We start from the raw sequence: 16,251 nt of genomic DNA on the forward strand, positions 1-16,251 counted from the left end.
ACGTGCACCCATCGAAAGTCTTGTAACAACCTCGCTGGAATTGCTTCCAACTCAGTTCGCAAGAACCTCGCCGTCCACGTTTCTCTTTCTTCTTTCTTCACAATGTCAAAGAGCTGACCTAATCCCAACAAGGGAAAACGTCGGTGAGGAATTACCCTCGAATTTCAAATCCAACCAGAAGCAGTTCGTCCCCGGCCTAAACCGGCGTCATACCCGCCTTGTCAGATTTTAACGCCAAACAGTGGGAACAACTTAAAGCCGTTCGCGTCGTCAGCGCCGCGGTAGATAAGTGAACCAGAGTTCCTTGTCAACACCGCTTTTCAGAATTTCGGTAGAACCGATTTTCTAGTTCACTTAATTGTCGAATTTTTCATTCGTTTTCAGTGACTTGCTTCCGTGCCCGCCGCCGTTTGGCGCCGCGCTCTTCAGCGATGAGCGGGTTATAGGGGGAGCCCGTTTTCCTGTAAACCCCCCTCCATGACAAAAACGACATTTTTCGATTTTGACCTCGTCCGGCGTGTGGAAAACACGACTGGATCACCAGAGATTTCAGGCACCTCCGGTTCTTTGTGGTTTTCGGCAGATTTTTCAGGACCTTCTCCGCTTTGTAGGAACAGTTATGATCGCGAACGCTTCGATGTCCCAAAACTCCGCGCTTTCGCCGCATTTGCGGAAGATATGACGGCCATTGAAATCATGGGCCGCTCTCCTTAGGCTGCGCCCCACGCTATAGCTATATAGAGAAGAGGCCGTTTGCTTCGGCCCTTAGGGGGAAGACCCATTCAATATCGAAGGACGGCGCGTTGAACGCTGCGCAACGAAATCGCCACGCTTCCCTGCTGCGCGCCAGCGGGTTTGAAGACGGCCCGGCTCTGACAGTTCAGTCGACTGACGGTGAAATTCCGCAGGGTCGCGAGCTGAGTTTTGCCTGGTTGAGCGGCACGGTGATGACCGGCCTTACCTCGGTCTTGCTCATGGGCGCCGCGCTCTATGTTTCCTTCCAGGGCCAAGACACGTTTTCGACTGCCTATAAGGCGCTGCAGCTCGCGGCACCGAAACTCGAACAGCCCTTTGCGACCGATATCACGGCAAAGTCCTCGCGCATCCGCCCCGTCGCTGCCACCCGTTCCGACCTCGAAACCATCGAGGCTTCCATTCGCCAGGTGGTCGATGGCCGCGAGATCCTGCGCAACCAGCCTTTCATCCGCCTCCGCGCCACACTCGCGACGACAGCGACGTCCCTTTCCGCCGACGCGCCGGCCTATGATCCGGTCGCCATTCTCAATGCCACCCAGCCGCTGCAGGCCGGTGCCCTCGATCTCAATGCCGACGTCTATGGCACCGATGTCGACGGCGAAGTCGCCGTGCGCCAGGCCGAGATGCCGCTGAGCTTCATTCCGGCACGCGCCATCAGCGATGAAGTGGCCGCCGATTTCGTTCGCGGTTCGGCCGAAGCGACCTTCTATACGGAAGATACACCTCCGACCTTGGCCTATGCCGCGCTCGGTCCCAGCCTTGATGCGCTGGCCAAGGAAGGCACGCCCGCCGCTCCCAATGGCATTGCGGAAAATGTGACAGTCGTTCCCAAGACGACCCTCGCCGCCAATAACGGCCCCGGCCGCACCGAGCGTTTTCTGACCGTCCGCGAAATTGGCCCCCTGGCCGACACCCTGGTACGCAACGGTTTTACCCGCGCACAGGTCTCGATGGTGGAAAACACGCTCGCCAATCTCATGCCGGCAAGCGGCCTGCCGGCCGGTATCCGCCTGCGCATTCTCTATGGTCCACTGACCAGCGACAGCAACAGCCTCGTGCCCTATCGCATGTCGATCTATCGCCCCGAGGGCATTCAGGGCGATCCGCATATTGCGACGGTCGCCCTTAGCGACAATGGGCAATATGTCGTGGGCCTGCAGCCCGATTGGGTCGACTTCCCGCATGAAGATATCGAGCAGATCAATGTGGGCAACCTGCCCACCGTCTATCGCTCGATCTGGGAAACCGGCCGCAAGCATGACCTCGACGACGACACCATCCAGCGCATTGTCGGCATGTTTGCCTATGACGTCGACATGACCAAGCGCATCTCGGCCGGCGACACCATCGAAATTCTCGAGACCCAGGACGCGCCGGACGCCAAGCCCGAGCTGCTCTATGTCTCGCTCAATCTGTCGGGCACCAAGCGCCAGCTCTACCGCTTCGCCACCGAAGATGGCACCGTGGATTTCTATGATCCCGATGGCGAAACCGGCAAACGCTTCCTCAATCGCCGCCCGCTCGAAGGCGGCGGCACCCTGCGTTCGCGCTTCGGCTATCGCATCCATCCGATCTTCAAGACGCGAAAACTGCACACCGGCGTCGATCTCGCCGCCCGCTCCGGCACCCCGATCTATGCGGCCGGCGACGGCGTCATTTCCTACTATCGCTGGCAGTCCGGCTACGGCAACAAGATCGAGATCCAGCACGTCAACGGCTACGAAACCGCCTATGGGCACCTGTCGCGCTATGTCGACGGGCTCGGCGTTGGCTCCAAGGTGCGCCAGGGTCAGCTCATCGGCTATGTCGGCTCGACCGGCCAGTCGACCGGCCCGCACCTCCATTTCGAAATCCTGATCAACGGCAATCTCGTTGATCCCCTGAGCGTCAAACTGCCCAAGGACAATGTGCTGGCGCCGCAGTATCGCGACGCCTTTGCCCAGGCCATGACCCAGATCGACGACCTGCTCGCCCGCGACGGCGCTCCGACCCAGGTCGCCGCCGCCAAGACCCCGTAACTAACCTTCCTCGCGCGAAACCCAGACGGCAAGCTCATTGCCGCCTGGCTCGCGGAAATGGAAACGACGCCCACCAGGAAAATCGAACTGCGCGCGGGTGATGACACCGCCTGCAGCAATTACCCGCTTTTCCGCGCCATCGAGATCATCGGTCCGAACAATCGCCATAGTCGCCGCAACGCGGCCTTCCGCCTGATCGACGCCGCCGTCAATCCCGGCATTTTCGAGCCCATCATAATGCGGTCCATAGCTGGTCCGACCCCAGCCGAACGCTGCTTCGAAAAAGGCGCTGCTCGCCGCCCGGTTCGTCGAGGGAAACTCGATATAGTCGATCTTGTCAGCCATGTTTTTGCGTCCTTTTATGTTCTCTTTTTGTTCTAGTTCAGAATCGAAACGATGGCAAGCAAAAGGGCCGGTCAACGACCGGCCCCTTGTTAAGTCAGTGGCTCTCAGGCCGCGGCGTCAGCTTCACCCCTGCCACCGGGCAGTAGTAAAATGCCTTCATCATCGGCATCGACCACCACGCGTTCGCCATCCGAAACCTTGCCCGAGAGAATTTCCTCGGCCAGGCCATCCTGCACTTCGCGCTGGATGACGCGCTTCAGCGGCCGCGCCCCATAGGCGGGGTCATAGCCTTCATTGGCCAGCCATTCTCGCGCCTTGGGCGTCAGTTCGAGGCTGATGTCGCGATCCCGCAGCAACTTTTCGAGCCGCCCGAACTGGATGTCGACAATCGAGCCCATATGCTCGCGGCCAAGGCGATGGAACAGCAGGATTTCGTCGATACGGTTGAGGAATTCCGGACGGAACGCCGCCTTCACCGCATCGAGCACCTTTCCGCGCACCAGTTCCACCGATTCCCCATCCTTGAGATCGACGAGATATTCCGCCCCAAGGTTGGAGGTCAGGATAATGACCGTATTGCGGAAGTCGACCGTGCGCCCCTGCCCGTCCGTCAGTCGCCCATCATCGAGCACCTGCAGGAGAACATTGAACACATCCGGATGCGCCTTTTCTATCTCGTCGAAGAGCACAACCTGATAGGGCCGACGCCGCACCGCTTCAGTGAGCACGCCGCCTTCGTCATAACCGACATAGCCCGGAGGGGCGCCGATCAGCCTGGCGACGGAATGCTTCTCCATGAACTCCGACATATCGAGCCGCACCATCGCGGTTTCGTCATCGAACAGGAACTGCGCAAGCGCCTTGGTCAGCTCGGTCTTGCCGACGCCCGTTGGCCCGAGGAACATGAACGAGCCGATCGGCCGGTTTGGATCCTGCAAGCCGGCGCGCGAACGCCGCACGGCCTTGGCCACCGCCGCCACCGCTTCCGCCTGCCCGATGACACGTGCACCAAGGGACGTCTCCATATGGAGGAGCTTTTCGCGCTCCCCTTCCATCATCCGGTCGACAGGAATGCCGGTCCAGCGCGACACCACCTGGGCAATATCGCTGGGCTCCACGGTTTCCTTGGCCATCAGCGGATCGGGCTTGCCGTCCCCATCCGGATCGTCAGCCGTCTTCAGCCGCTTTTCGAGATCGGGAATAACGCCATAGGCGAGCTCACCCGCCTTGGCGAGATCGCCCTGGCGCTGCGCGATTTCGAGCTGGCTGCGTGCTGCATCAAGCTCTTCCTTGAGTTTTGTAGACCCCTGCAGCCTTTCCTTTTCCGCCAGCCATTTTGAAGACAGAACCTGCGCCTGTTCCTCAAGCCCGGAAAGCTCATGCTCCAACCGGTCTAGCCGAGTCTTCGACCCGTCATCGGTTTCCTTCTTCAGCGCCTCGCGCTCGATCTTCAGCTGCATGATGCGCCGATCAAGCTCGTCCAGCGCCTCGGGCTTGCTGTCTACAGCCATGCGCAACCGCGCCGCCGCCTCGTCCATCAAGTCGATGGCCTTGTCGGGCAGGAAACGATCCGTGATGTAGCGATTGGAAAGCGTCGCCGCACTCACCAACGCCGAGTCGGCAATGCGAATGCCGTGATGCAGCTCGTACTTTTCCTTGAGGCCACGCAGGATCGAGATCGTATCCTCAACGGTCGGCTCGGAAACGAATACGGGCTGGAAACGCCGCGCCAGTGCCGGGTCTTTTTCGACATGCTTGCGATATTCATCAAGCGTCGTCGCGCCCACGCAGTGTAGTTCACCACGCGCCAGAGCCGGCTTTAGGAGATTGGACGCATCCATGGCGCCATCGCTCTTGCCCGCGCCGACCAGTGTGTGCATTTCGTCGATGAACAAAATGATCTGCCCCTCGGCCGACTGCACTTCGTTGAGCACGGCCTTCAGCCGCTCTTCGAACTCGCCACGATATTTCGCACCGGCAATCAGCGCGCCCATATCAAGCGCAAGCAAGCTCTTGTTCTTGAGCGATTCCGGCACATCGCCATTGACGATGCGAATGGCCAAGCCCTCGGCAATGGCCGTCTTGCCCACGCCGGGTTCGCCGATCAGCACCGGATTGTTTTTGGTCCGCCGGCTCAAAACCTGAATGGTGCGACGGATTTCCTCGTCGCGCCCGATCACCGGGTCGAGCTTGCCCTCACGCACATCCTGCGTCAGGTCGCGCGCATATTTCTTCAGCGCATCATAGGCATTCTCCGCCGAAGCCGAGTCCGCCGTGCGCCCCTTGCGAATTTCTTCGATGGCCGTATTCAGCCCCTGCGGCGTCACCCCGGCCGAAGCCAGAATTTTGCCTGCATCAGTGTCTTTCTCGACCGTCAGCGCCAAGAGCAGCCGCTCGGCCGTCACATAACTGTCGCCAGCCTTCTGCGCCGCGCTCTCGGCCGTATCAAAAACACGCGCCAATTCGCGGCTCAGGTAAAGCTGCCCAGCATCGCCCGATACTTTTGGAATCTTGTTGAGCGCCGCTTCCACGCCGGCCCGCGCCGCCTTGGCGTCGCCACCCGCACGTTCGATCAGACCCGAGGCCAACCCCTGGTCATCGTCGAGCAGCACTTTGAGAAGATGGACCGGCGCAAACTGCTGATGGCCCTTGCCCAGAGCTGCCGTCTGCGCGCTCTGGATAAAGCCGCGCGAGCGCTCGGTGTATTTTTCGATATTCATTCAACTCTCCTTGTCTCGCTCGCCACCCAGCCCTCGATAGGCACCGGCATGACGACGGAAGCGTCGTGTGCAAAACGCCCGGCAACCCGGCGCGCTCCGTCACACGAAGATATATGGGGAGGTTTTTGGGTGGGGCAATGCCGCGGCGGGGCTAAATCGGTTGGTGGTTGAATTGAACCTCAGGGGAGCTTCCCGATGCCCACACCAGTTCAGAATTGCAAAGCCGAATACGTTGTTTCATATGACATCGACGCATAACCGCGGCGCCCTCTGGTCTATCCCAGCAACCCAACTACACACCCAATAGGAACATAGATGAAGATCGTTGCGGTCACTGGATTTTACGACATTGGACGCGCCGGATACGACAACCGCACGCCAGAGAAATACATCGGATGGCTCAACCAAACCCTGCAAATCCCGCTGCCGTTTCTGGTGTTTCTCGATCCCGGGTTTGACGCGAGCGGCATTGTCCTCAAGGCCGAGGACCGCATCATCCGGGTACCACGATCCGACCTGACGATGTTCGGGCACGGCGAGAAAATCCGAGAGATCGTTGCCGACAGCCAGACAGTCAATCGCCGTGACATATCGTTCAACGTGCCTGAATACGGTATGATCGTCATGTCAAAGCTCGACCTGATGAAGCGAGCTTCAAAGGAAACGGACGCCGATTTCCTGCTGTGGGCCGACGCAGGCGTGTGCCGCTTCATACCCGATCTGGGCGATGGAAAACTCAAGGTGACCAAGGCCGATCTTGAGGGCATGAACTTCGGCCTGTCGACGACCCTTCACCTCGCCCAGCGCACGCGTATTGGCAAGTTCCCACGGCGCATGGTGGGAAGAACTCTGGCCATGATGAGCGCCGAAGATTTCATCGTCGCACGCAGCTTTGCGCAAGAGCTGTCTGACCGAATGGATTTCCTCGTTCAAGAAGAATGGCTGCCGGCCGGGCTTTGGGATAACGAGCAAGTCGCCATCGGCACCCTGCTGTTTCGCGGCGCTTTACCGGGGACGCGCATCATTCAGACCCATGTTGGCGGCGGCGCGAACACGTTGAGGTGGCTTTTTGGGGCAGAACCCTACGGCCGCAAGCCGCCCCTCTATGTACGCTGGCGCATCCTGCTCGATGAATTCAGGACGAGGCAGGCTCCAAAAGACCAGTGCTACCTGCCCGGAGACTTTCCAGAGGCAGAGTTTCAGTCATGGGTGCAGTCGCGAGCGACCACCTAATCCCGCAAAAACTCCGTCGCGCTCTGCATCACGGCCGGTGACTCGATAATCGTATGATGCGTCCCCCCCCCCCGGGATGACCGCCGGCCGGTTGGCTGAGCGCAATGATCCATCCAAGCCGGCATCCCTCTGGCCCCGCCGAGCAATTTGTAAAACTCGACCACATGCTCTGGCCGGCTGGAATCCGCATCCGCAAAAACCAGCAACGTCTCGACCCGGCGCCCCCAAACAGAAAGGCAGGGCATTTCGCCCGGCCTTTCTAAAATTCTTACTCCGCTGCCGGAGCCGTACCCGCTGTCAAAAACGCCGGCAATTCGCCGACATCGGGCTGCGGTGCATTTGCCGGATCGACGGCACCTTCACCGCCAGCAGGGCGACGACGGCGCGGGCGGCGTTCGCGCGCCTTGCGCGGAGCCTGTTCTCCCTCTTCCGCGGCGGCCACCGGTTCGGAGGCTTCGCCAGCTTCAGCCGCAGGCCGCTCGGCAACAGGACGTTCGGCCGGCGGGCGATGGGAGCGCTCGGCGCGTTCAGGCCGCTCGGCTCTTTCGGCACGTTCGACCGGAGCAGCGGCCGGGGCCGCAGCCTCCTCTTCCGCTTCCGGGCTTGCCTGGACATGCACCGGCTGGGGCGAGGAGAAGCGCGAGTTCAAATCCGAGACATCGTCATCGAACTCGTTATCGTCCTGGCTCTGGCCATCGCGCTGGCCATTCATAGCCTGCTGGGCGGAAGAGACGATGCGGAAATAATGTTCTGCGTGCTGGAGATAATTCTCCGCCATCACCGAGTCACCGGACGACTGGGCATCGCGCGCCAGCTGCAGGTATTTTTCGGCGACATGAGCGGCATTGCCGCGGACCTTTACGTCCGGACCGTTGCTCTCATAGTTGCGCGACAACGGATTGACGTGCTTGCGTCCACCGTTCCGGCCACGCTGCCGGTTCTTGTTCTGGTTTGGTCTCATCGGGTCGCTTTGTCTAACTCTAGATCGTTAAGCGTCACATCTGGGCGGACCGGACTTTTGGCGGGTCTCGCCCCACATCCCGCGAACATCGCTTTGGATGGGGTTATACTGGTTTCATGAAGACCGTATGCTTTCGTGCAGCGCCCTCGGAAAAATCCGCCCTTCTCATCCCGCTTCATTCCAAAAGGAATGGAGCACGGCCCCTGCCGCAGGATTTGGATATAGGGTGTGGTCGCCGCGGCGCCCATGATGCGCCATTGACAGCAGGATCAAACTAGCGGTTTTCGCCGATCTTGACCAGCACAAAGTGTCTTGTGCCCAGTTTCTGCCTTTCGACACGCTAGATGTGGTGCGCCGAAACCACACGATCAAGCCCCGCAAGGTCCTTCGTAACGCCGATTCGCGAAAACCCCGCCGCCTCAAAGAGATTCGCCACCACCGCTCCCTGGTCATAACCAATCTCGACCAAGACCTGCCCGCCCGGCTTCAACCAGTGCGCCGCCTCCGCCGCAATGATCCGATAGGGCCCCAACCCATCCGGCCCACCATCCAGCGCCAGCCGTGGATCGAAATCCCTCACCTCCGGCGCAAGCGTTTCTACGATCTCGGACGAAATATAGGGCGGATTAGAGAGAATGAGATCGAAACCCGACCTATCGCCGCCATCGCCTCCCTCCCCCTTGTGGGGAGGGATCGAGGGTGGGGGTATGAGAGCCCCGAACCAATCGCCTTGCAAAAGGGTAAGTCGATCGCTCACCCCATTCCTCTCGGCATTCCGCCCGGCCATCTCCAGCGCCCGCGGATTGATATCGCTCGCCACCGCGCGCGCATCCAGCCGATTGACCAGCACCGCTATCGGAATGCACCCCGTTCCCGTCCCAAGATCGACAAACCGCCCGCCCTCGGGTAGCGCCCTCAGCGCCAGATCGACCAGCAGTTCCGTATCCGGCCGCGGCTCCAGCGTCGCCTCATTGAGTTCGAACTCGAGCCCATAAAATTCCTTGAGCCCGATGATCCGCGCCACCGATTCACCGGTTAGCCGCTTCTGCATCAATTCAGCGACGTCAGATGCTAACAGTCTGCTAACCAACTCGCTCTCACGCACCGCCAATTGCAGCGCATCAAAACCCAGCGCGTGGCCCACCAAAAGCTTGGCATCCAGCACCGCCGTCGCAAAGCCACGCTGGCTCAATTCGTCCCGCCAGCGCCGCCAAAGCGCGCCGACAGTGACCGCCTCGCTCAGTTGGAACTCTCCATAGCGGCGAGCTGCGCCGCCTGGTTTTCGGTGATCAGCGCCTCGATCAACTCATCCAGCGCTTCGCCCGCTATCACCTTGTCGAGTTTATACAAAGTCAGGTTGATCCGGTGATCGGTGACGCGCCCTTGCGGGAAGTTATAGGTCCGGATGCGCTCCGAACGATCCCCCGACCCCACCTGCCCCTTGCGCTCGGCCGAACGGGCACTATCTCGTTCCTCACGCTGCATTTCATAAAGCCGCGCCCGCAGCACCACCATGGCCTGCGCCCGGTTCTGGTGCTGCGATTTCAGCGCCGAGGTCACGACGATACCGGTCGGCAAATGGGTGATACGAACCGCGGAGTCGGTGGTGTTGACGTGCTGTCCGCCGGCACCCGAAGCGCGCATCGTATCGATGCGGATGTCTTCATTTCTGATTTCAATATCAATGTCTTCGACCTCGGGCAGCACCGCAACCGTCGCCGCCGAAGTATGGATGCGCCCCGAGCCTTCCGTCGCCGGCACACGCTGCACGCGGTGCACGCCGGACTCGTATTTCATCCGCGCATAAACGCCCTTGCCTGACACATTGGCGATGACTTCCTTATAGCCACCCATTTCGCCCGGGCTCTCTTCCATCAGCGTGACCTTCCAGCCGCGCAGCGAGGCATAGCGCTCATACATGCGGAAGAGATCGCCGGCGAACAGAGCCGCCTCGTCGCCGCCGGTGCCGCCGCGGATTTCGAGGATGATCGACTTTTCGTCGGCCTCATCCTTGGGCAGCAGCATGACGCGGATCGATTGCGTTAATTGCTCAATCTTTTCATCGAGTTCTTCGATCTCAGCCGCGGCCATTTCGGCCATGTCCTTGTCCGGCCCCTTGGCGAGAGACTCGGCTTCGGCGCGGTCGCGCTGCGCTTTTTGGTAGGCATTGATCTCTCCAACGATCGGGGAAAGATCGGAATGCTCCTTGGACAGTTTTGCCAGTTCGTCCGGGCTCGCGCCGCCGGAAAGGGCAGCTTCGATATACTGGAATCGGGTGGCAAGCGCGTCGAGCTTGTCCTCTGGCAAAGCGGGCATTCGTGATCTTTCCGGAGCTATCGGGGCTCTGGATAGTCGTCATCCCCGCCAATCGCAAGCAGAACTAGGGCTCTTACCATTCGGCCCAGGCCGAGACGAAAACGTCCACTGTCGAGAACCGGAGCGCAGCGTACATCAGTACGTGAGCACCGGAAGCACAGAAAGTGGGCGTTTGCAGGCCGGCATCGGCCGAATGGTAACAGCCCTAGCCCATGGGCAGGTTCTGCTTCTCTACCCATTCCTTGAGGAGATCCCGGATCGCCACGCCATCGGCGCCGACGCTCAGCGCAGCCGCAACCGAATCCTGGATCGGCTTGAGGTCGAGGTTGAGCACCAGTTCCTTGATCGGCCCGATGGAAGCCGGCCCCATGGAAAGCCGCGTCATACCGATCGCCATCAGCGCCAGCGCTTCCATCGGCTTGCCCGCCAATTCACCGCACATGGTCACCGGCTTATTGTGCCGCCGCGCCGCATCGACCACCAGCCGCATGGCCCGCAACCGCGGCAAGGCGATGGCGTCATAGTTCTTGGAGACACGCGGATTGGCGCGATCTGCCGCCGTTAGAAACTGCACAAGATCGTTCGATCCAATTGAGACGAAATCGGCCTCTGGCATGATCTGGTCGAGTTCGAACAGCAGCGATGGCACTTCCACCATGGCGCCCAGTTCGAGCCGCGACGGCACCGGTTCGCCGGCACGGCGCAGGCGCTCCATTTCCTTGGCAACCACGAGCTTGGTCTGGCGGAACTCAAAAGTCTCCGTGACCATCGGCACGAGAATTTTGAGCGGCCGCCCCTTGGCCGCCATCAGCAGGGCCCGCACCTGCGTCCGCAACAGACCCGGCCGATCGAGGCCCAAGCGAATGGACCGATAGCCCATGGCCGGATTTTCTTCAGCCATCGAGCGCAGATAAGGCACAACCTTATCGCCACCAATATCGAGCAGGCGGAACACCACCGGCCGATCGCCGGCAATCGCCATGGCCTCGGCATAGAGGTCGACCTGCTCCTGCAAACGTGGCAGCTTGCTCGCGATCATGAACTGCAATTCGGTGCGGAAGAGCCCAACCCCGCTCGCACCCGTATCGTCGAGCATAGGCAAATCCGCCACGAGCCCGGAATTGTGCAGCAGCGTGATATCGACGCCGTCCTTGGTGACGCTCGGCTTGTCCTTGAGCGCGGCATAGTGCGCCCGGCGCTTGGCCGAAATCCGCACCTTGTCGACATAGGTCTGTTCGACGTCCGGCGTCGGCCGCAGATGTACCTGCCCCGCAGGACCATCGATGATGATATCGTCGCCGCTTTCGCACATCGAGACGATGGAATCGGCCTGGCCCACCGCCACGAGCCCCAGCGAACGGGCGACGATGGCGACGTGCGCCGTCGCCCCGCCCTCTTCGAGCACGAGCCCACGCAGCTTCTTGCGGTCATATTCGAGCAGTTCCGCCGGCCCCATATTGCGGGCGACGAGAATGGCATTGTCGGGCAATTCGCGATGCGCTGGCTGGCTCGTATTGGTCAACACGCGCAAGAGGCGATTGGCGAGATCGTCGAGATCGTGCAGCCGGTCGCGGATATAGGGATCGGTCTGGCGCAGCATGCGGGCGCGGGTATCGTTCTGCACCCGCTCCACCGCAGCTTCAGCCGACAAGCCATTGTCGATCGCCTCGGTCAGCCGGTTCACCCAGCCCCGGTCATTGGCGAACATGCGATAGGTTTCGAGAATCTCGCGATGGTCGGAGCTGGGCTGCATATCGCCATGGTCGAGCATGGCGTCGATCGAGACACGCATGCTGGCCAGGGCCTTGTCGAGCCGAGCCTTTTCCGCCTCGGTATCATCGGCGATGAAGTTGACGACGACCACACGCGGATCGTGCAGCACCACGGTGCCAAGCGCGATTCCATCGGTAAAGCTAACGCCGTTGAACATGCGGGGACGCCTGAGATCGATATCCGACCCCGGCTTGATCAGATTGTCGAAATCCGAGGTCGCGACCATTTCCGCAAGGATTGTGGCCGTAGTCAGCATGGCCTCGGTTTCATCCTCGCCATAGTGGCGGCGCTCGGCGTTCTGGACGACCAGAACCCCCAGGGTTTGCCCGGCTCTGAGCACCGGCACACCGAGGAATGAATTATATTTGTCCTCGCCCGTTTCAGGACGATAGGCAAAGCCGGGATGGCTGGGGGCGTCGTCGAGGCTGAGCGGTTCGGCCTCGGACGCAATAAGGCCCACCAGACCCTCGCCGAGACGAAGCGTCGTCATGTGGACCGATTCGGCCTTGAGACCCTTGGTGGCAAAAAGCTCGAGCGCGCCGTCATCGCGCAGCACATAGAACGAGCACACATCGGCTCGCATATTTTCGGCGATCAGGGCCACGATCTTGTCGAGTCGCGCCTGCGAAGCCAGAGGCTCCGCCATGGTTTCGCGCAATTGCCGCAGCAGCACCCTTGGGCCGCCTATGGTCGTGACCATCCCACTATCGGCAGCCCCGCCGAGCCGCCCCCCTAATTCGGACGCGGCTCCTTTCCCCTCGAAACGAGATCAGGCGTCCTTCTTGTCCAAACCGTAATAGGTGTGCAGAGCGCGAACCGCAAGCTCAGCATATTCTTCATCGATCAGGACCGAGGTCTTGATTTCCGAAGTCGTGATCAGCTGGATGTTGATGCCCTTGTCGGCCAGAGCCTTGAACATCGAAGACGCAACACCCGCATGGCTGCGCATGCCGACACCCACGACCGAGACCTTTGCCCCACCCTTGGAGCCCGAAAGGCGGGCATATTCGAACTTGCCGCCATTCTGTTCGAGCGCCTTGACCGCCTTGTCATATTCGCTGTCGGGCACGGTGAAGGTGATGTCGGTGGTCGCGCCATCATCGGCAATGTTCTGCACGATCATGTCGACGATGATGCCCTCGTCGGCGAGCTGGCCAAAAATGGCAGCGGCAACGCCCGGCTTGTCCTTGACGTCGCGCAGGGTGATCTTGGCCTCGGCCTTGGCGAGCGTCACGCCCGAAACGATCTGCTTTTCCATGATCTCATCCTCATCGCAAACGAGCGTACCGGGAACACCGGGGGTCCCATCAGGCGCAATCTGGGGCGCGTTGGGGTCATCAAAACTGGAGCGCACCAGGAGGCGCACCTTGTGGGCCATGGCCATCTCAACCGAGCGGATCATCAGCACCTTGGCGCCGAGCGAGGCCATCTCAAGCATTTCCTCGAAGGAAATCTTGGTCATGCGCTGCGCCTTGGGCACGATGCGCGGGTCCGTCGTGTAAACGCCGTCCACATCGGTATAGATATCGCAACGGTCCGCACCGACGGCTGCGGCAACGGCAACGGCCGAAGTATCCGAACCACCGCGGCCGAGCGTCGTCACGCGGCCATGGGGCGAAATGCCCTGGAAGCCGGTGATCACAGGAACCCAGCCATCCTTCATGCGCTTGTCGAGTTCGGTCGGCTCGATACCGGTGATGCGGGCCGCGCCATGCGCATCATCGGTATGGATCGGCACCTGCCAGCCGGCAAACGAGCGCGACTGAATGCCCATCTCCGAAAGGACGATGGCCATAAGGCCAGCCGTGACCTGCTCGCCCGAAGCGACCACGGCGTCATATTCGCGCGCGTCGTGGAATTTGCTCGCCTCGTTGACCCAGCCAACCAGTTCATTGGTTTTGCCCGACATGGCCGAAACGACGACGGCAACTTCATTGCCGGCTTCGACTTCGCGCTTCACATGGAGGGCGGAATGGCGGATGCGTTCGATATTGGCCATCGAAGTGCCACCGAACTTGACGACGATACGGGCCACGTTCTTCCCCGAAAATCAAAATGCTGCCCACCGAACCCGGCGGTACGCTTTCATTAGCGCGGGGAAATGCCACAAAGCGCGGCTGGGATCAACTGGGATCACGCTCAGCGTCACCTGTGATCGCTCAGCGTCGCTTGCGATCGCGATCCTGCGTCACCCCGCGCCTTGAATGGGCCCTGCTTGCTCTGCCATATGGGGGCAGAAGGAGCACGCAATGTCCCAAACCACCATCAACGACGCCGAGATCGCCAAATTCACTGATATGGCCGAGGAATGGTGGGACCCCAAGGGCAAGTTCAAGCCGCTCCATAAATTCAATCCCGTGCGCCTTGCCTATATCCGCGATCACCTTGTCTCGCACTTTGGCCGTGACACCTCCGGCATGCGCCCGCTCGAGGGGCTGAAAATCGTCGATATCGGGTGTGGCGGGGGCCTGCTTTGTGAACCCCTTACCCGGCTTGGCGCCACCGTGACGGGTGTCGATGCCGCCGAGCGCAATATCAGCATCGCCAAAATTCACGCCGAAAAGTCGGGGCTCGATATCGACTATCGCGTCACGACGTCCGAAGCCCTGGTGGCAGCAGGCGAAAAATTCGACGTCGTGCTCAACATGGAAGTGGTCGAGCACGTGGACAACGTGCCGCTCTATATGAAGAGCTGCGCCGATCTCGTCGCGCCCGGCGGGCTGATGTTCACCGCCACACTCAATCGCACCGCCCGCGCCTATGCCCTCGCCATTCTCGGCGCCGAATATGTACTGCGCTGGCTCCCCAAGGGCACGCATGACTGGAAGAAATTTCTTACGCCCGACGAGATTCGCAGCCTCATCACTCGCAATGGGCTGAAGGTAACCGAAGGCAAGGGTGTGACCTTCAACCCGATCGCCGACGAGTGGCGCCTGTCCTCCGACATGGCGGTCAACTACATGCTGCTGGCGGAACGCCCCGCCGCCTGAATCATTTTCCGCGCTTGAGCCATTGGGCGCGCTCCGCGTCGGAAAAATGCTCGATGGCATAGCGCAAAGCCACGCGCGGCATGGTGTCGGCATGCCTGTCGAGAAAGGCGCGCAACCGCTCCGGCGCAGTGCGCTCGGTTTCGCGCAGCACGCCACCGACAACCTTGTTGATAAGATCCTGAGGATCGTGAACGAGAATTTCGGCGATGGCGAAAACGTCGTCGAGATCGCCCTTGCGGGCAAAGGCCATGGTGGCAAACATGGCCGTGCGCCGCTCCCACAGGTTTTGAGACCTGGCGAGGTCGTAGAGCACTGACCGATCCCTCTCGCGCAGCCAGACCCCGACGATCTGCGGCGCGCCGAGATCCACCAGGTCCCAATTGTTGATCCGGTCATGCCGCCGCAAATAAAGCGCCGCCAGTTCGCCCCGCCGTTCCTGCGATGTTTTCTTCAGAGTAAACTGCTTGGCCATGATCGACACCGCGCCGGCCCGCGCTTCATGGATGTCACTTTCGAGCAGCTTTTCGATCTCATCGAGCGGCATCAGCACATGCTCTTTGGCGAGCGCGAAAACCGTGCCCATGCGCACCCCGATAAAGCGGTCGCCTTCGCCATAATCACCCTCGCCGGATTTGAAATAGCGCCCGATCTTGGCCAGTTCCTCGTCAGACTGGTTCGCCCAGAGCGCGGCAAGGAATGCCTCGGCGGTCAGCGTGGTTTCCGTCATGAAAGCCCCCTCCTGAGACAGTTTTAGGCGATGCTGCTCCGAAACTACAGGCACCCACCAGCCCCAACCGAATTCGCTGTGGCGAATTCGGTGACCCCTCGCCCCTTGCGGGAGAGGGACAGATTTTCTGCGTTCAGCAGAAAATCAGGGTGAGGGGTTTCGAACCGGCCGAAGGCAAATTCGCTCCAGTGGAGCGAATTTAGGTAAGAAAGCCATTTGAGCTGCGCTCAAATGGCAGGCCTCCGCAGAGAGCATGTGGCGAAGTCCCAACCCCCTCTCGTCGTCATTGCCGGACCCGTCCCGGCAATCCATCTCCCCTCCCTCCATCACCGCGTCATTCCCGCGAAAGCGGGAATCTCCCTGCCGCGAAACTGGGATCCCCGCTTTCGCGGGGATGACACCGTGGTTTGGG

General features: G+C 60.6%; 11 protein-coding genes. 3 read left to right on the forward strand and 8 right to left on the reverse strand.

Annotated features, from left to right (window positions below; translation table 11 throughout):
* Window positions 1-803: 803 nt before the first annotated feature.
* A complete protein-coding gene (locus tag J7557_RS18725) occupies window positions 804-2,774 on the forward strand; it encodes a M23 family metallopeptidase (RefSeq protein WP_291421549.1) in 1,971 nt (656 codons plus the stop codon).
* Here J7557_RS18725 and J7557_RS18730 read toward each other — a convergent pair whose 3' ends face one another.
* Window positions 2,775-3,119 carry a VOC family protein gene (locus J7557_RS18730; RefSeq protein WP_291421550.1) on the reverse strand — a complete coding sequence of 115 codons (345 nt, stop codon included), beginning with the start codon at window positions 3,117-3,119 and terminating at the stop codon, window positions 2,775-2,777. It lies immediately after the preceding gene.
* 104 nt (window positions 3,120-3,223) lie between these two features.
* Complete coding sequence (gene clpB / locus J7557_RS18735; protein ID WP_291421551.1) at window positions 3,224-5,839, reverse strand: ATP-dependent chaperone ClpB; 2,616 nt, start codon at window positions 5,837-5,839, stop codon at window positions 3,224-3,226.
* A gap of 315 nt (window positions 5,840-6,154) precedes the next feature.
* Here clpB and J7557_RS18740 point away from each other — a divergent pair, with 315 nt between their 5' ends.
* Entirely contained in the window at window positions 6,155-7,072 is a 918-nt protein-coding gene (locus J7557_RS18740) for a hypothetical protein (RefSeq protein ID WP_291421552.1), read from the forward strand.
* A gap of 268 nt (window positions 7,073-7,340) precedes the next feature.
* Here the strand turns inward: J7557_RS18740 and J7557_RS18745 are convergent, their stop codons facing one another.
* The 5 genes from J7557_RS18745 to J7557_RS18765 all read right to left on the reverse strand — a co-directional run bounded on the left by J7557_RS18745 (window position 7,341) and on the right by J7557_RS18765 (window position 14,157).
* Entirely contained in the window at window positions 7,341-8,033 is a 693-nt protein-coding gene (locus J7557_RS18745; protein WP_291421553.1) for a DUF4167 domain-containing protein, read from the reverse strand.
* A 340-nt stretch (window positions 8,034-8,373) separates the two neighbouring features.
* Window positions 8,374-9,276 (reverse strand): peptide chain release factor N(5)-glutamine methyltransferase, encoded by a 903-nt coding sequence (prmC, locus tag J7557_RS18750; protein WP_291421629.1) that lies wholly within the window; start codon window positions 9,274-9,276, stop codon window positions 8,374-8,376.
* Window positions 9,273-10,349 carry a peptide chain release factor 1 gene (gene prfA, locus J7557_RS18755; protein ID WP_291421554.1) on the reverse strand — a complete coding sequence of 359 codons (1,077 nt, stop codon included), beginning with the start codon at window positions 10,347-10,349 and terminating at the stop codon, window positions 9,273-9,275. Before prfA ends, prmC begins: the two co-directional genes overlap by 4 nt.
* 205 nt (window positions 10,350-10,554) lie before the next feature.
* Window positions 10,555-12,822: a phosphoenolpyruvate--protein phosphotransferase gene (ptsP, locus tag J7557_RS18760; RefSeq protein ID WP_291421555.1), complete on the reverse strand. Its 2,268-nt coding sequence runs from the start codon at window positions 12,820-12,822 to the stop codon at window positions 10,555-10,557.
* 69 nt (window positions 12,823-12,891) lie between these two features.
* A complete protein-coding gene (locus J7557_RS18765; protein ID WP_291421556.1) occupies window positions 12,892-14,157 on the reverse strand; it encodes an aspartate kinase in 1,266 nt (421 codons plus the stop codon).
* A 214-nt stretch (window positions 14,158-14,371) separates the two neighbouring features.
* Here J7557_RS18765 and ubiG point away from each other — a divergent pair, with 214 nt between their 5' ends.
* On the forward strand, window positions 14,372-15,112 hold the full coding sequence (gene ubiG, locus J7557_RS18770) for a bifunctional 2-polyprenyl-6-hydroxyphenol methylase/3-demethylubiquinol 3-O-methyltransferase UbiG (RefSeq protein ID WP_291421557.1): 741 nt from the start codon (window positions 14,372-14,374) through the stop codon (window positions 15,110-15,112).
* A 1-nt stretch (window position 15,113) separates the two neighbouring features.
* Here ubiG and J7557_RS18775 read toward each other — a convergent pair whose 3' ends face one another.
* Window positions 15,114-15,839, reverse strand: coding sequence for a DNA alkylation repair protein (locus J7557_RS18775; protein ID WP_291421558.1), 726 nt, complete (start codon window positions 15,837-15,839; stop codon window positions 15,114-15,116).
* Window positions 15,840-16,251 lie beyond the last annotated feature (412 nt).

This window comes from Devosia sp., assembly GCF_017744655.1.
Taxonomy (GTDB): domain Bacteria; phylum Pseudomonadota; class Alphaproteobacteria; order Rhizobiales; family Devosiaceae; genus Devosia.